The sequence below is a fragment of the Sphaerotilus sulfidivorans genome (assembly GCF_013426975.1).
In the GTDB taxonomy this organism is placed as follows: Bacteria; Pseudomonadota; Gammaproteobacteria; order Burkholderiales; family Burkholderiaceae_C; genus Sphaerotilus; species Sphaerotilus sulfidivorans.
Genome location: NZ_JACCPY010000041.1, coordinates 1 through 18,915, shown reverse-complemented (window position 1 = coordinate 18,915; position 18,915 = coordinate 1). Strand labels below are relative to the sequence as shown.

General features: G+C 69.7%; 17 protein-coding genes. 6 read left to right on the top strand and 11 right to left on the bottom strand.

Features of this window, described 5'->3' with window-relative positions; translation table 11 throughout:
* Positions 1 to 61: 61 nt before the first annotated feature.
* The gene (locus HZU84_RS17655) at positions 62 to 1,015 is read right to left on the bottom strand and encodes a LysR substrate-binding domain-containing protein (protein WP_149504596.1); all 954 of its coding nucleotides are present in this window, start codon (positions 1,013 to 1,015) and stop codon (positions 62 to 64) included.
* A gap of 241 nt (positions 1,016 to 1,256) precedes the next feature.
* Here HZU84_RS17655 and HZU84_RS17650 point away from each other — a divergent pair, with 241 nt between their 5' ends.
* A complete protein-coding gene (locus HZU84_RS17650) occupies positions 1,257 to 1,724 on the top strand; it encodes a hypothetical protein (RefSeq protein ID WP_149504595.1) in 468 nt (155 codons plus the stop codon).
* A gap of 40 nt (positions 1,725 to 1,764) precedes the next feature.
* On the opposite strand, the gene HZU84_RS17645 is transcribed toward HZU84_RS17650, so the two are convergent.
* Positions 1,765 to 3,579: an ABCB family ABC transporter ATP-binding protein/permease gene (locus HZU84_RS17645; RefSeq protein WP_149504594.1), complete on the bottom strand. Its 1,815-nt coding sequence runs from the start codon at positions 3,577 to 3,579 to the stop codon at positions 1,765 to 1,767.
* 159 nt (positions 3,580 to 3,738) lie between these two features.
* Here HZU84_RS17645 and HZU84_RS17640 point away from each other — a divergent pair, with 159 nt between their 5' ends.
* The gene (locus tag HZU84_RS17640) at positions 3,739 to 4,107 is read left to right on the top strand and encodes an acyl-CoA thioesterase (RefSeq protein WP_244954544.1); all 369 of its coding nucleotides are present in this window, start codon (positions 3,739 to 3,741) and stop codon (positions 4,105 to 4,107) included.
* On the opposite strand, the gene HZU84_RS17635 is transcribed toward HZU84_RS17640, so the two are convergent.
* The 7 genes from HZU84_RS17635 to HZU84_RS17605 all read right to left on the bottom strand — a co-directional run bounded on the left by HZU84_RS17635 (position 4,032) and on the right by HZU84_RS17605 (position 12,465).
* On the bottom strand, positions 4,032 to 4,877 hold the full coding sequence (locus HZU84_RS17635; RefSeq protein ID WP_149504592.1) for an SGNH/GDSL hydrolase family protein: 846 nt from the start codon (positions 4,875 to 4,877) through the stop codon (positions 4,032 to 4,034). The genes HZU84_RS17640 and HZU84_RS17635 overlap by 76 nt on opposite strands.
* Positions 4,878 to 4,897: 20 nt before the next feature.
* The gene (locus HZU84_RS17630) at positions 4,898 to 5,671 is read right to left on the bottom strand and encodes an enoyl-CoA hydratase (protein ID WP_149504591.1); all 774 of its coding nucleotides are present in this window, start codon (positions 5,669 to 5,671) and stop codon (positions 4,898 to 4,900) included.
* A 117-nt stretch (positions 5,672 to 5,788) separates the two neighbouring features.
* Positions 5,789 to 6,988 (bottom strand): acetyl-CoA C-acyltransferase, encoded by a 1,200-nt coding sequence (locus HZU84_RS17625; RefSeq protein ID WP_149504590.1) that lies wholly within the window; start codon positions 6,986 to 6,988, stop codon positions 5,789 to 5,791.
* A 23-nt stretch (positions 6,989 to 7,011) separates the two neighbouring features.
* A complete protein-coding gene (locus HZU84_RS17620; protein ID WP_149504589.1) occupies positions 7,012 to 9,405 on the bottom strand; it encodes a 3-hydroxyacyl-CoA dehydrogenase/enoyl-CoA hydratase family protein in 2,394 nt (797 codons plus the stop codon).
* A 45-nt stretch (positions 9,406 to 9,450) separates the two neighbouring features.
* Positions 9,451 to 9,903 carry a DUF2147 domain-containing protein gene (locus HZU84_RS17615; protein WP_149504588.1) on the bottom strand — a complete coding sequence of 151 codons (453 nt, stop codon included), beginning with the start codon at positions 9,901 to 9,903 and terminating at the stop codon, positions 9,451 to 9,453.
* A gap of 14 nt (positions 9,904 to 9,917) precedes the next feature.
* On the bottom strand, positions 9,918 to 11,720 hold the full coding sequence (locus HZU84_RS17610; RefSeq protein ID WP_149504587.1) for an acyl-CoA dehydrogenase C-terminal domain-containing protein: 1,803 nt from the start codon (positions 11,718 to 11,720) through the stop codon (positions 9,918 to 9,920).
* A 94-nt stretch (positions 11,721 to 11,814) separates the two neighbouring features.
* Positions 11,815 to 12,465 carry a TetR/AcrR family transcriptional regulator gene (locus tag HZU84_RS17605; RefSeq protein ID WP_149504586.1) on the bottom strand — a complete coding sequence of 217 codons (651 nt, stop codon included), beginning with the start codon at positions 12,463 to 12,465 and terminating at the stop codon, positions 11,815 to 11,817.
* Between the two features lie 229 nt (positions 12,466 to 12,694).
* On the opposite strand from HZU84_RS17605, the gene HZU84_RS17600 reads away from it, so the two are divergent.
* Together HZU84_RS17600 and HZU84_RS17595 are read left to right on the top strand one after the other, a co-directional pair.
* Positions 12,695 to 13,261: an HNH endonuclease gene (locus HZU84_RS17600; RefSeq protein WP_149504585.1), complete on the top strand. Its 567-nt coding sequence runs from the start codon at positions 12,695 to 12,697 to the stop codon at positions 13,259 to 13,261.
* 26 nt (positions 13,262 to 13,287) lie between these two features.
* Positions 13,288 to 13,776 carry an outer membrane lipoprotein gene (locus tag HZU84_RS17595; protein ID WP_149504584.1) on the top strand — a complete coding sequence of 163 codons (489 nt, stop codon included), beginning with the start codon at positions 13,288 to 13,290 and terminating at the stop codon, positions 13,774 to 13,776.
* Between the two features lie 33 nt (positions 13,777 to 13,809).
* Here the strand turns inward: HZU84_RS17595 and HZU84_RS17590 are convergent, their stop codons facing one another.
* Positions 13,810 to 15,084: an O-acetylhomoserine aminocarboxypropyltransferase/cysteine synthase family protein gene (locus tag HZU84_RS17590; RefSeq protein WP_149505347.1), complete on the bottom strand. Its 1,275-nt coding sequence runs from the start codon at positions 15,082 to 15,084 to the stop codon at positions 13,810 to 13,812.
* Between the two features lie 79 nt (positions 15,085 to 15,163).
* The gene (locus tag HZU84_RS17585) at positions 15,164 to 16,510 is read right to left on the bottom strand and encodes a DUF3422 family protein (protein ID WP_149504583.1); all 1,347 of its coding nucleotides are present in this window, start codon (positions 16,508 to 16,510) and stop codon (positions 15,164 to 15,166) included.
* A 241-nt stretch (positions 16,511 to 16,751) separates the two neighbouring features.
* On the opposite strand from HZU84_RS17585, the gene HZU84_RS17580 reads away from it, so the two are divergent.
* Positions 16,752 to 17,042: a co-chaperone GroES gene (locus HZU84_RS17580; RefSeq protein WP_037481959.1), complete on the top strand. Its 291-nt coding sequence runs from the start codon at positions 16,752 to 16,754 to the stop codon at positions 17,040 to 17,042.
* 70 nt (positions 17,043 to 17,112) lie between these two features.
* Positions 17,113 to 18,759 carry a chaperonin GroEL gene (gene groL, locus HZU84_RS17575; RefSeq protein WP_037481960.1) on the top strand — a complete coding sequence of 549 codons (1,647 nt, stop codon included), beginning with the start codon at positions 17,113 to 17,115 and terminating at the stop codon, positions 18,757 to 18,759.
* The last annotated feature ends 156 nt before the right edge of the window (positions 18,760 to 18,915 follow it).

Genomic DNA, 18,915 nt, shown 5'->3' with positions numbered 1-18,915 from the left:
ACGCGTGCCCGACGGGAGTCGGGATTGAAGGGCTATCGCCGGGCGCTGTTCCGGGCGCTGTTCAGCCGCTGGGCGTGGTCTGGCGGCGCTGCAGATCCAGCTTCAGGAAGTCCCACAGCGCCTGGGCGGCGGGCTTGTTGTGGCGCGACACCTCCGGGCGCTCGCGGTACAGCCGCACCTCGATGGTGACCTCGAAGGCCTGCTGCGCCTGGCGCGGACCGGCCGGCACCAGACGGCGCACGCTCACCTCCTTGCGCACCGAGCTGGCCGGCAGGAAGGCCAGGCCGTGGCCCTCGAGCGCCATCGCCTTCAGGCCCTCGGCCATGTCGGTCTCGTAGATCGGCTCGAGATAGAGCGCGTCGCTGGACTGCTTCAGCAGCAGGTCGACCATGCGGCCCAGGTAGGCGCCGGAGGCATAGCCGAGATAGGGCACGCGGTCGTTCTGGCGGCCGGGCAGCCGGAACAGCGGCTCGCCGTCGCTGCCGGCGCGGGCATAGGGCGCCAGCGTCTCGGTGCCCAGGCACAGGTGCTCGTAGCGCTGCGGGTTGAGCTGCAGCGGCTGCGAGGCATGGTGATAGGCCAGCAGCAGGTCGCAGGACCCTTCGGTGAGCTGCATCACCGCGTCATGCACGTTCATGCCGACCAGCCGGCTCTTGAACGCGCCGAAGCGCTGGCGCAGCTCCATCACCCAGTGCGGGAAGAAGGTGAAGGCCAGCGAGTGCGGCACCGCGAACTCGATCATGTCCTGGCTGGAGGTCTGGTGGCCGCGCATCAGGTTGCGCGCGGCCTGCAGGCTGCCCAGGATCTCCAGCGCCTGCGGCAGCAGCGTCTGGCCGGCCGAGGTGAGCCGGGTCGGATAGGACGAGCGGTCGACCAGGTCGATGCCCGCCCAGGCCTCCAGCGCCTGGATCCGGCGCGAGAACGCCGGCTGGGTCACATGCCGCAGCTGGGCCGAACGCGAGAAGCTGCGCGTCTCGGCCAGGCTGACGAAGTCTTCAAGCCATTTTGTCTCCACCGCGGCAGTGTAGCGGGCTGTCCGATCCCGGGAAATCTTTGACGACTCTCACAACTTCCCCATCAATTCTGGGGGGGTGATTGATCTTTTAAATCAACAAGGATTGATTAGCATCGGCTGACCTTCCTTGAATGAAAAAAATGAATCCTCGATCGGGGGGCGGAGATGATGGGCATCTCCGGGCCGATGGATGGGTTTCTCGCCCAGGTGAACTCCGCTTTCAGCCGGATCGCCTTCCAAAATGAATGCAACTTCACTGAAAAGACTGGCCGCGGTCGATCTGTCCCGTCATTCCAATCCGCAGCCGTCCCGCCTGCAGGACGACGAGGTGCACTCCCGGCTGCCCGACGAGGCCGATCCGTCGGCGCTGGCGTCGCGCTGCCAGCTGCTGATGCGGCATCCCCTGACCGGGCGCGACGAGCTGGTGAGCATCGGCTACTCGCGCGCCGTGCTGCTGCTGGGTCCGATCGAGCTGGCCCGGCGGGGCGACTGGGCCATGGTGCTGTTCTGCCTGGCGCTGCCGCTGATCGGTCAGATGCTGCTGGCGCCGTCGGCCAATCGGCGCTTTCTGATGCGGCTGCTGCGTCAGGGCTATCGGGCGGTGCGCACCCGCCCCGGCCAGGTCAGCCATGCCGAATGGCTGCTGGGCATGCAGCTGCCGCGCCATGAGTCGCGGCGCGCGTCGGGCGAGGCCAGCCGCTGGCGCTGACACCGGCAGCGCATCAGCCGGCTCTGGCGCCCGGGCCCGGTCAGGCCGCGCCGTCGCTGCCCTGCTGCTGCAGCCGCCACATCCGGGCGTAGACACCGTCCTGCGCCAGCAGCTCGGCGTGCGTGCCCTGCTCGGCGATGTGGCCGTGCTGCAGCACGACGATGCGGTGCGCGTCGACCACGGTGCTGAGCCGGTGCGCGATCACCAGCGCGGTCTTGCCGCGTGCGGCGCTGGCCAGTTCGGTCTGGATCGCACGCTCGTTGGCCGAGTCCAGCGCCGAGGTCGCCTCGTCGAAGATCAGGATCGGCGGGTTCTTCAGCAGCGTGCGCGCGATCGCCACCCGCTGCTTCTCGCCGCCGGAGAGCTTCAGGCCGCGCTCGCCCACCGCCGTCTCGTAGCCCCGGGGCTGCGCGGCGATGAAGTCGTGGATGTGCGCGGCGCGGGCGGCGGCCTCGACCTCGGCCGGACTGGCGCCCGGGCGGCCGTAGGCGATGTTGTAGCCGATGGTGTCGTTGAACAGCACCGTGTCCTGCGGCACGATGCCGATGGCGCGGCGCAGGCTGTCCTGCGTGACCTCGCGGATGTCCTGGCCGTCGATGGTGATGCGGCCCTGCGGCAGGTCGTAGAAGCGGTAGAGCAGGCGCGCCAGCGTGCTCTTGCCCGAGCCCGAGGGGCCCACCACCGCCACCGTCTGCCCGCCCGGAATCTCCAGGCAGACGTCATGCAGGATCGGCCGCTCCGGGTGGTAGGCGAAGCCGACATGCTCGAATCGCACCGTGCCCTGCGCGACCGCCAGCGCCGGCGCTCCCGGCCGGTCGGCGACCTCGCGCTCGCGCTCGAGCAGGCCGAACATGCGGCCCAGGTCGGTCAGGCTCTGCTTGATCTCGCGGTAGAGCACGCCCAGGAAGTTCAGCGGGATGTAGAGCTGGATCAGCAGCGCGTTGACCATCACCAGGTCGCCCAGCGTCAGCTCCCTGGCCACCACGCCGCTGGTGGCGCGCCACAGCATCGCCACCAGGCTGGCGGCGATGACGAACTGCTGGCCGGCGTTGAGCAGCGACAGCGTGCCCTGCGACTTGATCTGCGCGCGGCGGTAGGCGTCCAGGCCCTCGTCGTAGCGGCGCGCCTCGAAGGCCTCGTTGTTGAAGTACTTGACCGTCTCGTAGTTCAGCAGCGCGTCGACCGCACGGGCGTTGGCCTTCGAGTCCAGCTCGTTCATCTCGCGGCGGAAGCGCGTGCGCCACTCGGTCACGCCGATGGTGAAGGCGCCGTACACCAGCAGCGCCGCCAGCGTGATCCAGACGAAGCCCATGTCGAAGCGCGTGCCCAGCAGCGTCAGCACCAGCCCCAGCTCGACCAGCGTCGGCACGATGGTGTAGAGCGAGTAGCTCACCAGCGACTGCAGCGCGCGGGTACCGCGCTCGATGTCGCGGCTCATGCCGCCGGTCTGGCGCTCGAGGTGGAAGCGCAGGCTCAGCGCGTGCAGGTGCTCGAAGGCCTCCAGCGCGATGCGCCGCGCCGCGCCATGGGTCGCCTTGGCGAAGACCAGCTCGCGCAGCTCGGTGAAGACGGTGGTCGAGAAGCGCAGGCCCGCGTAGCCCAGCAGCAGCCCCAGCGGCACCACCACCAGCGCACGCGGATCGCCGGCCGGCAGGGCGAGCTGGTCGACCAGCTCCTTCAGCAGCAGCGGCACGCCGACATTGGCCGCCTTCGCCGCGACCAGGAAGATCAGCGCCAGCGCCATGCGTGCGCGGTAGTCCCACAGATAGGGCACCAGCCGGCGCAGCGTGGTCCAGTCGCTGCGGGGCGGGGCGGAGGAGTCGGCGGGAGAGGGGTCGAGGGTGCCGCGGCGCATCGGGGTTCGATCCGGGACAATACCGGCGAGGTGAAATGAATGAGTGTGACTGAAACGAGGACTTCCTGCCCTGACGCCGCCGGCCCGGCCGGTGCGGGCGAGCCGCCCGGCCTGGGCGGCGCCCCCGGCTCGCATCAGCGCGAGCTGGTGCTGCGGGTGATGCCGATGCCGTCGGATGCCAACGGCAACGGCGACATCTTCGGCGGCTGGATCATGGCGCAGGTCGACATTGCCGGTGCGGTGCTGCCGGCGCGCATCGCGCGCGGGCGCATCACCACGGTGGCGGTCAACCAGTTCGTCTTCCGCAATGCGGTCTCGGTCGGCGATCTGCTGAGCTTCTACGCCACCGTGACCCGCATCGGCACCACCTCGGTGAGCGTGCAGGTCGAGGTCTACGCCGAGCGCAATCCGGCCGAGCCCCGGGTGGTCAAGGTGACCGAGGCCAGCCTGACCTATGTCGCGATCGACCGCGAGGGCCGGCCCAGGCCGCTGCCTGCGCCGCCCGCACCCCCGGCCAGCGGCGGCTGAGCGCCCGCAAGCGCCGGGCTCGAGGGCCAGTCCGCGACGATCTGCGTCGCCAGCGCCTCGGCCCAGACGCGGTACAGCGCCGGCCCGGGGTGAAAGCCGTCGGCGGCCATCAGGGCTTCCGGCGACTCCCGCCGCACCACGACCGGCATCTCGACATGCACTCGCGCGCCCGAGTCGGCCGCCCAGCGCTGCAGCGCCTGGTCCAGCCGCCGGGACGAGGCGCCCAGCAGGCGGCGCAGCGGCTGGGGCAGGGCGGGAAAGCGCGCCATCGGCGGCACGGCCGACACCACGCTGAGCTGCACGCCGGCCAGCTCGCGCGCGCAGGCCTCGAGCGCGCTCATCTGGCGAATCCAGCGGGTCGGCGAGGTGCCGGCGATCGCGTCGTTGACGCCCAGCGCGGTCACCATCACGTCCGCAGGCGGCAGCCGCCCCTGTGCGGCCAGCGTGCGCAGTGCCGCGGCGGCCTCGGGCGTGGTCCAGCCGGTCCGGGCGACCAGCTGCCAGGCCACCGGCGCCTGCAGCCGCCGGGCCAGCGCCTGCGCAAGCCGGCCGGCCAGCGCCTCGTCCTGGGTGCTGGCGCCCACGCCGGCCCCGGAGGAATCGCCGACGATCAGCAGCCGCAGCCGGGGCGCCGCATGGCCGGCGTGATCCGATCCGATCAGACCGAGTCGCGCCCCGCTCGCCTCCGGCAGCTTCGGCACCCGGCGCCGCACCTGCCGCCCCTGCCAGAGCAGCAGCGGTGCGAGCAGGATCCGGGCAAGCGCCAGCATCGGCATCGGGTCGGTCGGCCTCAGGCGAAGCGGGAGAAGTCCGGCTGGCGCTTCTGGAAGAAGGCCTGGAAGGCCGCCTGCGCCTCCGGGCTGCGCAGCCGGGCGGCGAACAGCTCGGCCTCGGTGGCGATGACCGCGCGCAGCTGCTCGCGCTGCGGCGCGCGCATCAGGCGCTTGCTCTCGCGCACCGCGCCCGGCGGCAGCTGGTTGAAGCGCTCGGCCACGCGCCGGGCCTGGTTGACCACCTCGCTGGCGGGCAGCACCGCGTTGGCCAGGCCCAGCTCGGCCGCCTCCGAGCCGGTGAAGGGATCGCCCAGCAGCAGCTTCTCGGCCGCGCGCATCGGGCCCAGGCGCTGCGGCACCAGCAGGCTGGCGCCGAACTCCGGCACCAGGCCCAGGCCGACGAAGGGCATCGCCAGCCGCGCCTCGTCGCTGACATAGACGAAGTCGCAGTGCAGCAGCATCGTCATGCCGATGCCGATGGCCGCGCCGGTCACCGCTGCCACCACCGGCTTGTCGCAGTCGAGCAGCGCCTCCATGAAGCGGAAGACCGGCGAGTCCATGCCCTGCGGCGGGCGCTGCATGAAGTCCTCGAGGTCGTTGCCGGAGGTGAAGATGCCGGGCTGGCCGGTGATCAGCACCGCACGCACCGACGGCTCGGCCTGCGCGGCGCGCAGCGCCTCGGCCATCGCCTCGTACATCGCCAGCGTCAGCGCGTTCTTCTTCTCGGGGCGTGCAATCTCGATCGTGGCCACGCCGTTCAGCGTCGCGGTGCGAATGGTGGGGATGCTCATCGAAGTCTCCTGGGCAATCGGGAATCTTAAGCTCCCGGGCTGGAAAAGACGCGGCCGCCGCATCCGATCGGTCGGAGGCGGCGGCCAGCACGGGGCCGGCCACAGCCGGCGACAAGATCAGACGCGCTCGAAGATCCCGGCCGCGCCCTGGCCGGTGCCGACGCACATGGTCAGCATGCCGTACTTCATCTGGCGGCGACGCAGCGCGTGCACCACGGTGGCGGCGCGGATCGCGCCGGTGGCGCCCAGCGGGTGGCCGAGCGCGATCGCGCCGCCCATCGGGTTGACCTTGGCGGCGTCGAGCCCGACGGTGTCGATCACCGCCAGCGCCTGCGCCGCGAAGGCCTCGTTCAGCTCGATCCAGTCGATGTCGCCGAGCTGCAGCCCGGCCGACTTCAGCGCCGCCGGAATCGCCGCTACGGGGCCGATGCCCATGATCTCGGGCGGCACGCCGCGGCTGGCGAAGCTGACGAAGCGCGCCAGCGGCTGGAGGTTGTGCTCGCGCACCGCGCGCTCGCTGGCCAGGATCAGGGCGCCGGCGCCATCGCTGGTCTGCGAGCTGTTGCCGGCGGTCACGCTGCCCTTGGCGGCGAAGACCGGCTTGAGCCTGCCCAGGCCTTCGAGCGAGGTGTCGGGCCGCGCGCCCTCGTCGCGGTTGACGGTGCGGGTGCTGATGCGCACCTCGCCGGTGGCGAGGTCGGGCGTGCGCTCGGTGATCTCGACCGGCGTGGTCTCAGCGTCGAACTCGCCGGCGGCCTGCGCCGCCAGCGCCTTCTGGTGCGAGGCCAGCGCAAAGGCGTCCTGGCGCTCGCGGCTCACCTTCCACTGCTGCGCGACCTTCTCGGCGGTCAGGCCCATGCCGTAGGCGATGCCGACGTTCTCGTCGCGCTCGAAGATCGAGGGGTTGAAGCTCGGGCTGAAGCCGCTCATCGGCACCATGCTCATGCTTTCGGCGCCGCCGGCGATCATCACGTCGGCTTCGCCGACGCGGATGCGGTCGGCGGCCATCTGGATCGCCGACAGGCCCGAGGCGCAGAAGCGGTTGACGGTGATGCCGCCGACCGTGTTGGGCAGCCCGGCCAGCAGCGTGCCGATGCGCGCCATGTTCAGCCCTTGCGGGCCTTCGGGCATCGCGCAGCCGATGATGGCGTCCTCGATCGCGGCCGGATCGAGCGTCGGCACCTGGGCCAGTGCGCCGCGCAGCGCCGCGACCAGCAGGTCGTCGGGCCGGGTGTGGCGGAAGAAGCCGCGGTGCGACTTGCCGATCGGCGTGCGGGTGGCGGCGACGATGTAGGCGTCCTGCAGTTGCTTGCTCATGTGGGGTTCTCCGTGTCGCCGCGTCAGTTGCGCACCGGCTTGCCGGTCTGCAGCATGCCCATGATGCGTTCCTGGGTCTTGGGGTGTTCGAGCAGCGCGCAGAAGCGCTGGCGCTCCAGCGCCATCAGGTATTCCTCGGTCACGACCGTGCCGGCGTCGACCTCGCCGCCGCAGACCACCTCGGCGATCAGGCCGGCGATGTGATAGTCGTGCGCGCTGATGAAGCCGCCGTCGCGCATGCCCACCAGGCTGGCGCGGATGGTGGCGATGGCGCTGCGCCCGGCCACCGGGATCAGCGACTTCTGCGGCGGGCGGTAGCCGGCGTCGGCCAGCGCCCGGGCCTGCCCGAGCGCGACATGCAGCAGCTCGTCCTTGTGCGCGACGATCACGTCCGCGTCCTGCAGGTAGCCGAGCTGGCGCGACTCCAGCGCGCTGGTGCCGACGGTGGCCATCGCCGCCGCCTGGAAGGCGTCCTTCAGGAAGGGCAGCAGATCGGTGCCCGGCGCGGTCGCGGCCTTCTCGGCGGCACGGCGCGCGATGTACGCCAGCCCGCCGCCGCCCGGGATCAGCCCGACGCCGACCTCGACCAGACCGACATAGCTCTCCATCGCAGCGACCCGGCGCGCGCAGTGCACCGCCAGCTCGCAGCCGCCGCCCAGCGCCAGCCCGCGCATCGCCGCCACCACCGGCACGCTGGCGTAGCGCACCCGCAGCATCAGGTCCTGCAGCTTCTTCTCTTCCGGCGCGATGCCCTTGGCGCCGGCCTTCATGAAGACCGGCATCAGCGCTTCGAGGTTGGCGCCGGCCGAGAACACATCGTCCGGCGACCAGATCACCAGACCCTGGTAGCTCGCCTCGGCCAGTTCCACCGCCTTCAGCAGGCCGGCGGTGACGGTCGGGCTGATCAGGTGCAGCTTGCAGTCGATGCTGGCGATCAGCACCTCGCCGTCGAGCGTCCAGACGCGCACTTCCTCGTTGCGGAAGACCTCGGTGCCGCTCTTGAGCGCCGGCACCGCGTTCTCGCCGACCAGCGCCTCGGGGAAATGTTGGCGCCGGTAGACCGGCAGCGCCGGGCGGGGCAGATACATGCCCTGCGCGGCCGACCACGAGCCCTCCGGCGTGTGCACGCCGCTGCGGCCGTCGAAGACCCAGTCGGGCAGCGGTGCGCTGGAGAGCGCCTTGCCCGCGTCGATGTCCGCCTTCACCCAGCCGGCGACCTGCTGCCAGCCGGCCGCTTGCCACAGCTCGAACGGGCCCTGCTGCATGCCGAAGCCCCAGCGCATCGCCAGATCGACCTCGCGCGCCGAGTCGGCGATCGAGCCCAGATGCACCGCCGCGTAGTGGAAGGCATTGCGCAGGATCGCCCACAGGAACTGGGCCTGCGGATTCGTCGATTCGCGCAGCAGCTTCAGCCGCTCGGCCGGGGCCTTTTTCAGGATGCGGTCGATGATCGGCTCGGCCTTGGCGCCCGAGGCGACGTAGTCGCCCTTGGCCGGGTCGAGGCGCTGGATGTCGCGGCCGACCTTCTTGTAGAAGCCCGCGCCGGCCTTCTGGCCCAGCGCGCCCTGCTCGATCAGCTTGGCCAGCACGGCGGGCGTCGCGAAGCTGGCGTGGAACGGGTCGTTGCCGCGGTCCGGGCCGAGCTGGTCCTGCATCGTCCGGATGACGTGCGCCATCGTGTCGAGACCCACCACGTCCGCGGTGCGGAAGGTGCCGGAGCTGGCGCGGCCGAGCTTCTTGCCGGTCAGGTCGTCGACCAGGTCATAGGACAGACCGAACTGCTCGGCCTCGCGCATCGTCGACAGCATGCCGGCGATGCCGACGCGGTTGGCGATGAAGTTCGGCGTGTCCTTGGCGCGCACCACGCCCTTGCCGAGCGTGGTGGTGGCGAAGGTCTCGAGCTGGTCGAGGTAGCGCGCCTCGGTGGTCGGCGTCGGGATCAGCTCGACCAGCTGCATGTAGCGCGGCGGGTTGAAGAAGTGGATGCCGCAGAAGCGCGGCTTCAGCGCCTCGGGCAGCGGCTCCGACAGCGCGGTGATCGACAGGCCCGAGGTGTTCGACGCCAGGATCGCGTGCGGCGCGATGTGCGGCGCGATCTTCTCGTAGAGCGCGTGCTTCCAGTCCAGGCGCTCGGCGATCGCCTCGATCACCAGGTCGCACTCGGCCAGCAGCGCCAGATCGTCCTCGTAGTTGGCGGCGCGGATGCGCGCGGCCTCGGCGGCCAGCCCCAGCGGCGCCGGCTTGATCTTCTTCAGGTTCTCGATCGCCTTCAGCGCGATGGCGCTCTTCGGGCCTTCCTTGGCGGGCAGGTCGAACAAGACGACCGGCACGCGCACATTGACCAGATGGGCGGCGATCTGCGCGCCCATCACGCCGGCGCCGAGCACGGCGACCTGGCGGACATTGAATCGACTCATGAGTGCTTCCTTGTCTCCGGGGAAATGTCGTCGCGGGGTCCGGCGTCAGTCGACGCGGACCCAGGTCTGCGTGCGGCCCAGCAGCGGCGCGCCGATGTAGCCGCGCACCTCCAGCCGCCGGCCGCCGTCGACCGGCTTCATGCGGACCTTGTAGGTCTTGCCGTTGTTCGGGTCGAGGATCTCGCCGCCGTCCCACAGCGCCGGATCGGACGGGCTGGCCTTGACGCCGCGCACGATGCTCAGGCCGACGACCGGCTGGTCCTTGCGCTCGTCGCTGCATTTCTCGCAGCGCGCGTCCTGCTTGGCCGGGTCGAAGATCTTCTCGACCTTGGCCGAGAAGACGCCGCCGGCCTCGGTGATGCGCACCAGCGACTTCTCGGTCTTGCCGTCGTCGTCGATGGTCTTCCACAGGCCGGCGGGCGTGGCCTGGGCCAGCGCGCCCGGCGGCAGGCCGAGCGCGGCGCCGGCCAGCGCCAGCGCGATCAGGGAGCGTTGCATCGCGCGGTCTCCGCTCAGAACAGGGATTCGTCCATCGCCATCAGCGAGGCCGGGCCGGAACGTGCGGTGCGGATCAGCGAGGCGGTCTCGGGCAGCAGCTTGGCGAAGTAGAAGCGCGCGGTGTGCAGCTTGGCGCGGTAGAACGGATCGACCGCATCGCCGTCGGCCTGGATGCGGTCGAGCGCCACCTGCGCCATGCGCGCCCAGAAGTAGGCGAAGACCAGATGGCCGACCACACGCAGATAGTCCACCGCCGCCGCGCCGACCTCGTCGGCGTTGCCGAAGGCCTTCATGCCCAGCTCGGTGGTGAGCTTGGTGACCTTGTCGCCCAGGTCGGCCAGCGGGTTGATGAACTCCTGCATGTCCTCGCGCACGCCGGCGTCTTCGGCGAACTCGGCGATCCGGCGGCCGAAGGCCTTGAGCTTCTTGCCGTTGTCGGCCAGCACCTTGCGCCCGAGCAGGTCGAGCGACTGGATGGTGTTGGTGCCCTCGTAGATCATGTTGATGCGCGCGTCGCGCACGTACTGCTCCATGCCCCATTCGCGCACATAGCCGTGGCCGCCGAAGACCTGCATGCAGGCCGAGGTGGCGATCCAGCCGTTGTCGGTGAGGAAGGCCTTGACGATTGGGGTCAGCAGCGCGACCTCGTCGGCGGCCTCGCGGCGCACATCCGCATCCGGGTGGCTCAGCTCCTTGTCGAGCATCAGTGCGGTATGCACGCACAGCGCGCGGCCGGCCTCGGCGTAGGCGCGTGCGGTCAGCAGCATCTTGCGCACGTCCGGGTGCACGATGATCGGATCGGCCGGCTTGTCCTTCGCCTTCGGGCCGGTCAGCGCGCGCATCTGCAGCCGGTCCTTCGCGTAGTCGACCGCGTTCTGGTAGGCCACCTCGGTCAGGCCGAGCGACTGCATGCCCACGCCCAGGCGCGCGGCGTTCATCATCACGAACATCGCCTGCAGGCCCTTGTGGGGCTCGCCCACCAGCGTGCCGACCGCGTCCTCGAGCACCAGCTGCGCGGTGGCGTTGCTGTGGATGCCCATCTTGTGCTCGAGGCCGGCGCAGAAGATGCCGTTGCGCGCGCCCAGGCTGCCGTCGGCCTCGACATGGAACTTCGGCACGACGAACAGCGAGATGCCCTTCGAGCCGGCCGGCGCGTCCGGCAGGCGGGCCAGCACGAGGTGGACGATGTTGGCCGCCATGTCGTGCTCGCCGGCGGAGATGAAGATCTTCGCGCCGTTGATCCTGTAGGTGCCGTCGGCCTGCGGCTCGGCCTTGGTGCGCAGCAGGCCCAGGTCGGTGCCGCAGTGCGGCTCGGTCAGGCACATCGTGCCGGTCCACTCGCCGCTGGTGAGCTTCGGGAGATAGGTCGCCTTCTGCTCGGGCGTGCCGTGTGCGTGCAGCGCCTCGTAGGCGCCGTGCGACAGGCCCGGATACATCGTCCAGGCCTGGTTGGCGCTGTTGAGCATCTCGTAGAAGCACTGGTTGACCACATGCGGCAGGCCCTGGCCGCCGTATGCGGGGTCGCAGCTCAGCGAGGGCCAGCCGCCCTCGACATACTTCGCGTAGGCCTCGGGATAGCCAGCGGGCGTGCGCACCTCGCGGGTGGCCTTGTCGTGGGTGCAGCCTTCCTCGTCGCCGCTGCGGTTGAGCGGGAAGACCACCTGCGCGGCGAACTTGCCGCCTTCCTCGAGCACCGCGTTGACGGTGTCGACATCGACCTCGGCATGGGCCGGGATCTCCTTGAAGGTCTCGGTGACCTGGATCAGCTCATGCAGGACGAACTGCATGTCACGCAGCGGAGGGACGTAGCGGGGCATCTGTGTCTCCTTCAGATCGAGAACAGTCGGAATCGGTCGACGGAACAGGGAGGCGCGGCCGGAATATCGGGTGGGGCCGCGCGGGCTTCAGTCTTCAGCCGCTCGGTGCGGCGCGGTAGCGATCGAGCACGTTCATGAAACCTTGCTCGGCGCGCTGCACCGCGCCGGGCGTGCGCAGGAAGCGCGCGTCGTGATGCAGCGCCAGCACCAGCCCGTGCAGCTCGAACAGCATCTGCCGGGCATCGGTGTCGGCCCGCAGGTGGCCTTCCTCGCGCGCCATCGTGATCGAGCGCACCAGGCCGGTGTGCCAGGTGCGGACCATGTCGGCGAGCGCATCGCGCACCGGGCCGGGGCGGTCGTCGAACTCGACCGCGCCGCTGATGTAGATGCAGCCGGAGTCGATCTCGACGCTGACGCGCTTGAGCCAGCGCCGGTACATCGCCTCCAGCCGCGGCAGGCCGCGCGGCTCGCGCAGCGAGGGGTAGAAGACCTCTTCCTCGAAGCGGGCGTGGTACTCGCGGATCACCGAGATCTGCAGTTCCTCGCGGGAGCCGAAATGCGCGAACACGCCCGACTTGCTCATGCCGGTCGTCTCGGCCAGCAGGCCGATCGACAGGCCCTCGAGCCCCTTCTGCGACGCCAGGTTCAAGGCGGCATCCAGAATGGACGCGCGGGTCTGCTGGCCCTTGTGGGCCGCGCGGGAGCCGCTGCGGGTCGGCCGGGGTTCGAGAGAATGAGGGGTCACGGTGGCGGCAAAACGAACGATCGTTCTATTCTGATCGAAGTCCCGTCCAGGGCAAGTCGGGTGCGCCCTGAAAGTCCTAGAGTTGAAACTCTAGTCGGTGGCCGGCGGTCGCGCATCACGCCCGGGCACGCCGCGACCCGCGCGCCTGACAGCATCTGACTCGTCAAGAGCCCGAGATTGAAGCCGGAGGCCGCTCTGGTCTAAGCTTCCTCCACGCAAGGACCTTGCCATGGATGTGCTGCAGCTCGATGTCTCGGGGCGCCCTCAGGCCTGGATTTCGCCGAAGGACGCCGTGATCCTCTATGTCGCCGGCGAAGTCGCCTGGACGATCGGTGAACCCTGCCTGGTGATGCGTGGCGGCATCCAGCGCGCCAGCGGCCTGCAGTCGCGCGTCGAGCTGCATCCGATCATCGCGGTGCGCGGCGCGGTGCCCAGCCGGGCCTGGCGCGAGGTGCCGGCGATCGCCAATCCGAAGCTGTTCGCCCGCGACCGCCACACCTGCGCCTACTGCGGCCAGCGCTTCCTGCGCGAGCCCCGCGAGCATCTGACCCGCGAGCACATCGTTCCGACCTCGCGTGGCGGCACCCACAGCTGGATGAACTGCATCACCGCCTGCCGCAGCTGCAACGGCCGCAAGGGCAACCGGCTGCTGCACGAGGCCGGCATGGAACTCCTTTACCTGCCCTACATTCCCAATCTGCACGAGGACATGATCCTCAAGGGGCGGCGCATCCTGGCGGACCAGATGGAATTCCTGCTGGCGAGCGTGCCGCGACACAGCCGGCTGCACGGCTGAGCACCGAGATTCCCGGGATCCGCATCATGAAAACCGCTTTCCTCGCGGCGGCCGTCGCCGCCTCCCTGCTGCTGGGCGCCTGCAGCACCACCAGCCCCGACGTGATCCGGCCCGGCGACGCGCAGCGGCTGTCGACGGTGCAGGATGCGGTGGTGCTCCATGTGCGGCCGGTGGTCGTCGAGGGCCAGCAGAGCGGCGTCGGCGGCGTCTCCGGCGCGGTGATCGGCGGCATTGCCGGCGGCTCGGTGGGCGGACGGCGCGAGGCGGCGGCGGTCGGCGTGCTCGGCGCGGTGGCCGGTGCGGTGATCGGCAACACCGTCGAGCGCTTCGGCACCCGCGAGGAGGCGGTCGAGATCCTGCTGCAGCTGCCCAGCGGCGAGCGCCGGGCGCTGGTGCAGGCCAAGGCGCAGGAGAGCTTTGCGCCGGGCGAGGCGGTGGTGCTGGTCACCACCGGCGGCCGCACCCGGGTGATGAAGGCGCCGACCGCCGCGACCGCGGCCCAGCCGTCGCGCTGAGCCGGCGGCGCGCCTTCGGGCGGCTCAGGCGGTTCAGGCCGCGTCGAGCGCCTGCGCCAGGTCGGCGATCAGGTCGTCGATGTGCTCGATGCCGACCGACAGGCGCAGCATGTCCTCGCTGACGCCGGCCTTCTTCAGCTCGGCCGCGTCGAGCTGGCGGTGCGTCGTCGAGGCCGGGTGGGTCGCCAGCGACTTGGCGTCGCCGATGTTGACCAGCCGGGTGAAGAGCTGAAAGGCGTCGAGCACGCGCGCGCCCGCCTCGCGGCCGCCTTCCTTCAGCCCGAAGCTGAGAATGCCCGAGGCGCGCCCGCCCATCTGCGACTGCACCAGCGCATGGTCCGGGTGCTCGGGCAGGCCGGCGTAGTTGACCCAGGCCACCTTCGGGTGATCGTCGAGGAAGCGCGCCACCGCCAGCGCGTTGTCGCAGATGCGGTCCATGCGCAGCGCCAGCGTCTCGATGCCCTGCAGGATCAGGAAGGCGTTCATCGGCGAGATCGCCGCGCCGGTGTTGCGCAGCGGCACCACCCGGGCGCGGGCGATGTAGGCGGCCGCGCCCAGCGCCTCGGTGTAGACCACGCCGTGGTAGCTGACATCGGGCTCGTTCAGGCGCCTGAAGCGCGCCTTGTGCTCGGCCCAGGGGAACCTGCCCGAGTCGACGATCGCGCCGGCGACGCTGTTGCCGTGGCCGCCCATGTACTTGGTCAGCGAGTGCACGACGATGTCGGCGCCATGCTCGATCGGGCGGCACAGCGCCGGCGAGGGCACGGTGTTGTCGACGATCAGCGGCACGCCGGCGGCATGCGCCACATCGGCCAGCGCGCGCAGGTCGGTGACGTTGCCGAGCGGATTGCCGACCGACTCGCAGAAGACGGCCTTGGTGCGCTCGTCGATCAGCGCGGCGAAGGAGGCCGGATCGCGCGGGTCGGCGAAGCGCACCGTGATGCCCATCTGCGGGAAGGTGTGCGCGAACAGGTTGTAGGTGCCGCCATACAGCGTGCTGGCCGAGACGATGTTGTCGCCGGCCTCGGCGATCGTCTGGATCGCGTAGGTGATCGCCGCCATGCCGGAGGCCAGCGCCAGCGCGCCGATGCCGCCCTCGAGCGCGGCCACCCGGGCCTCGAGGATCGACTGGGTCGGATTCATGATCCGGGTGTAGATGTTGCCCTGCACCTTCAGGTCGAACAGGTCGGCGCCATGCTGGGCGCTGTCGAAGGCGTAGGCCACCGTCTGGTAGACCGGCACCGCCACCGCCTTGGTGGTCGGGTCGGGCTGGTAGCCGGCGTGAACGGCCAGGGTCTCGAGCTTCATCGGCTTCATCGGCGAGTCTCCTCGTGTCGTGGGGTGGGACGGGACAGATTCGGGCCGGCGATTGTGGGCCGGCGTCTTTTCAGTGACCTTGCTCGGCGTGGAGCTTCTCGTGGATGCGCCGGTTGGTGCGCCACACGCCCCACAGCACCGCCGGGATCATCGCGCCGGCGACCAGCTCCGGGCTGATCGGCACGCCGGCGACCTTGACCGCCTTGGCGCCGTAGTAGATCAGGCTCATCACGTAGTACGAGATCGCCGCGATCGACAGCCCCTCCACCGTCATCTGCATGCGCAGCTGCAGGTCCTGGCCGCGGGTGAGCTGCGCCAGCAGCTGCTGGTTCTGCGACTCGGTGGCGATGTCGACGCGGGTGCGCAGCAGCGCGCTGGTGCGCTCGATGCGCTGCGACAGGCCGCTCAGGCGCTGCGCGGTGGCCGCCACCGTCTGGATCGCCGGCGACAGGCGCCGCTGCATGAATTCGCTGATGGTCTGCGTGCCCGAGATCGGCTTCTCGCGCAGCTCCTGGATGCGCTGGCTGACGATGGCGTCATAGGCCTGGGTCGCGGCGAAGCGGTACTGGTTCTCGGCGGTGGCGCGCTCGACCCGCGCGGCCAGCGCCACCAGCGTGTCGAGCAGCTCCTGGTCGGTGGCGGCCTTGTTCTCGAGCCGCGCGGTGATCTCGGCCAGCCGCGACTCGGCCTCGGCCAGCATCGGCGACAGCGCCTTGGCCGCGGGCAGCCCGCGCAGCGCCATCATCCGGTAGGTCTCCAGCTCGAGCAGGCGCTGCGAGATGCGGCCCGCGCGGGTCTCGGTGGTGCGCTCCGGCGCGATCACCAGCATGTGCTCGAAGCCGTCTTCGCGCAGCCGGAACGAGGTCACCGCGATCGAGTGGCCGTAGGTGCCCATGATCGAGGCCACCACGCTGCGGCCGCCCAGCCAGCGCTGGCCGCGCCGGGCGGCTTCCGGCGCATTGGCGATGTCGCCGATGACCATCGCCAGCTTGATCGCGGTGATGGTGCGCCCGGGAATCGCCGCCAGCCAGTCCGGGTCGATCGCCAGCGCGTCCAGCGGCGGGTTCTCGGCCTCCAGGCCGGCGCCCTCGGGCAGCGACTGCACGATCGAGTAGCGGGTGTACTCGCTGTGGCGCTCCCACTTCAGCGTGCAGTTTCCCAGGCGCAGCCGCACGAAGTGGTCGTGCAGCACCTCCGGCGGCAGATCCTGCTGGCCCGGCAGCAGGCGCAGGTGCGCCAGCTCCTGCTCGCGGCTGATGCCCTCGTTGAGCACCGCGACATAGACGACCAGCGCCGGCAGGCGGATGCGGGCGGTCGGTCGGGCATGGACCTCGTTGTGCAGCAGCGCGCGCTGCAGGTCGTCGGGCGGCAGCGCGCTGCGCGTGGGGGAGGGCGAGGGCGGAAGAGCGTCGGTCATCGCGGGATCGGAGGGGCGAAGTCGGCAGAAGTGGACGGTCGGGCGCGTACTGCCCCTCGAGCGTAACGGCTTTCCGTGGGGTTTCTGGGGCCTCCCCCTCTTGAAAGCCGCGATCGCGTTCCTATAATCAGTTCCGTTAGCACTCGCCGGTGGTGAGTGCTAGTGATCGCGAAGGGCAAAGTTCCGCCCTGTCGCATCCCACCTTCTCTGTCCGATCCAAGCTCTGTTTCTAGGAGTCGCCATGAATCTTCGTCCCCTGCACGACCGCGTGATCGTCAAGCGTCTGGAAAACGAGACCAAGACCGCCCTGGGCATCATCATCCCGGACAACGCGGCCGAGAAGCCGGACCAGGGTGAAGTGCTGGCCGTCGGCCCGGGCAAGCGCAACGACAAGGGTGACTTCGTCGCGCTGAATGTCCAGGTCGGCGACCGCGTGCTGTTCGGCAAGTACAGCGGCCAGACCGTCAAGGTCGACGGCAACGAGCTGCTGGTGATGCGCGAAGAAGACCTCTTCGCCGTGGTCGAGAAGTAAGCCGCCCTCAAGGCGCCTTCTCCCGCACATCTCCCCCCATTCCCAGATTTCAAGTATTCGGAGTTAGAACATGGCTGCAAAAGACGTCATCTTCGGCGCAGACGCGCGTCACCGCATGGTCGAAGGCGTGAACATCCTGGCCAACGCGGTCAAGGTCACGCTGGGCCCCAAGGGCCGCAACGTCGTGCTGGAGCGCTCGTTCGGCGCCCCGACCGTCACCAAGGACGGTGTCTCGGTCGCCAAGGAAATCGAGCTGAAGGACAAGCTGCAGAACATGGGCGCCCAGATGGTCAAGGAAGTCGCTTCCAAGACCTCGGACAACGCCGGTGACGGCACCACCACCGCCACCGTGCTGGCCCAGGCCATCGTGCGCGAAGGCATGAAGTATGTGGCCGCCGGCATGAACCCGATGGACCTGAAGCGCGGCATCGACAAGGCGGTCACCGCCCTGGTCGTCCAGCTGAAGGCCGCCTCGAAGGCCACCACCACCTCGAAGGAAATCGCCCAGGTCGGCACGATCTCGGCCAACTCCGACGCGGACGTCGGCGGCATCATCGCCGAGGCGATGGACAAGGTCGGCAAGGAAGGCGTCATCACCGTCGAAGACGGCAAGAGCCTGAACAACGAGCTGGATGTCGTCGAAGGCATGCAGTTCGACCGCGGCTACCTGTCGCCGTACTTCATCAACAACCCGGAAAAGCAGGCCGCCCTGCTCGACAACCCGTTCGTGCTGCTGTACGACAAGAAGGTGTCGAACATCCGTGACCTGCTGCCGACGCTGGAGCAGGTCGCCAAGGCCGGCCGTCCGCTGCTGATCATCGCCGAAGACGTCGACGGCGAAGCGCTGGCGACCCTGGTGGTCAACACCATCCGCGGCATCCTGAAGGTCGTCGCCGTCAAGGCCCCGGGCTTCGGCGACCGCCGCAAGGCCATGCTGGAAGACATCGCCATCCTGACCGGCGGCAAGGTCATCGCCGAGGAAGTCGGCATGTCGCTGGAGAAGGTCACGCTGGCTGACCTGGGCCAGGCCAAGCGCGTCGAAGTGGGCAAGGAAAACACCACCATCATCGACGGCGCCGGCACCGCCGACATCATCGAAGCGCGCGTCAAGCAGATCCGCATCCAGATCGAGGAAGCCACCAGCGACTACGACCGCGAGAAGCTGCAGGAGCGCGTCGCCAAGCTGGCCGGCGGTGTTGCCGTCATCAAGGTCGGTGCCGCCACCGAAGTCGAGATGAAGGAGAAGAAGGCCCGCGTGGAAGACGCCCTGCACGCCACCCGCGCTGCGGTGGAAGAAGGCATCGTCGCCGGTGGTGGCGTCGCCCTGCTGCGTGCCCGTCAGGCCGCTGGCGAGATCAAGGGTGACAACGCCGACCAGGACGCCGGCATCAAGCTGGTCCTGAAGGCGATCGAAGCCCCGCTGCGCGAGATCGTCGCCAACGCCGGTGGCGAGCCGAGCGTGGTGGTCAACGCCATCCTGGCCGGTTCGGGCAACTACGGCTTCAACGCCGCCAACGACACCTATGGCGACATGATCGACATGGGCATCCTGGACCCGACCAAGGTCACCCGCACCGCGCTGCAGAACGCCGCGTCCGTCGCCTCGCTGATGCTGACCACCGAGTGCATGGTCGCCGAAGCGCCGAAGGACGATGCTCCGGCCGGCGGCATGCCGGGCGGCATGGGCGGCATGGGTGGCATGGGCATGGACATGTGATCCTGCCGAGCCTGACCTGAGCTCGAATGAAAAGGGTGGCTGTCAAGCCACCCTTTTTTCATTTCTGCAAGCAATTGCGTGTGAAGTCGGGCACGCCGAACGGGTTCATCCCCCGCATCCGGGTGACAAATCTTGGCCGTCTGCGTGAGGATCTGA

Excerpts from the sequence above, each read along its gene's own strand:
- HZU84_RS17590 (WP_149505347.1), bottom strand. The coding sequence starts at position 15,084 with ATGAAGCTCGAGACCCTGGCCGTTCACGCCGGCTACCAGCCCGACCCG.
- HZU84_RS17625 (WP_149504590.1), bottom strand. The coding sequence starts at position 6,988 with ATGAGCAAGCAACTGCAGGACGCCTACATCGTCGCCGCCACCCGCACG.
- HZU84_RS17640 (WP_244954544.1), top strand. The coding sequence starts at position 3,739 with ATGCCGATGCCGTCGGATGCCAACGGCAACGGCGACATCTTCGGCGGC.
- HZU84_RS17600 (WP_149504585.1), top strand. The coding sequence starts at position 12,695 with ATGGATGTGCTGCAGCTCGATGTCTCGGGGCGCCCTCAGGCCTGGATT.
- HZU84_RS17580 (WP_037481959.1), top strand. The coding sequence starts at position 16,752 with ATGAATCTTCGTCCCCTGCACGACCGCGTGATCGTCAAGCGTCTGGAA.
- HZU84_RS17585 (WP_149504583.1), bottom strand. The coding sequence starts at position 16,510 with ATGACCGACGCTCTTCCGCCCTCGCCCTCCCCCACGCGCAGCGCGCTG.
- HZU84_RS17635 (WP_149504592.1), bottom strand. The coding sequence starts at position 4,877 with ATGCTGGCGCTTGCCCGGATCCTGCTCGCACCGCTGCTGCTCTGGCAG.
- HZU84_RS17630 (WP_149504591.1), bottom strand. The coding sequence starts at position 5,671 with ATGAGCATCCCCACCATTCGCACCGCGACGCTGAACGGCGTGGCCACG.
- groL (WP_037481960.1), top strand. The coding sequence starts at position 17,113 with ATGGCTGCAAAAGACGTCATCTTCGGCGCAGACGCGCGTCACCGCATG.
- HZU84_RS17650 (WP_149504595.1), top strand. The coding sequence starts at position 1,257 with ATGAATGCAACTTCACTGAAAAGACTGGCCGCGGTCGATCTGTCCCGT.
- HZU84_RS17615 (WP_149504588.1), bottom strand. The coding sequence starts at position 9,903 with ATGCAACGCTCCCTGATCGCGCTGGCGCTGGCCGGCGCCGCGCTCGGC.
- HZU84_RS17595 (WP_149504584.1), top strand. The coding sequence starts at position 13,288 with ATGAAAACCGCTTTCCTCGCGGCGGCCGTCGCCGCCTCCCTGCTGCTG.
- HZU84_RS17620 (WP_149504589.1), bottom strand. The coding sequence starts at position 9,405 with ATGAGTCGATTCAATGTCCGCCAGGTCGCCGTGCTCGGCGCCGGCGTG.
- HZU84_RS17645 (WP_149504594.1), bottom strand. The coding sequence starts at position 3,579 with ATGCGCCGCGGCACCCTCGACCCCTCTCCCGCCGACTCCTCCGCCCCG.
- HZU84_RS17610 (WP_149504587.1), bottom strand. The coding sequence starts at position 11,720 with ATGCCCCGCTACGTCCCTCCGCTGCGTGACATGCAGTTCGTCCTGCAT.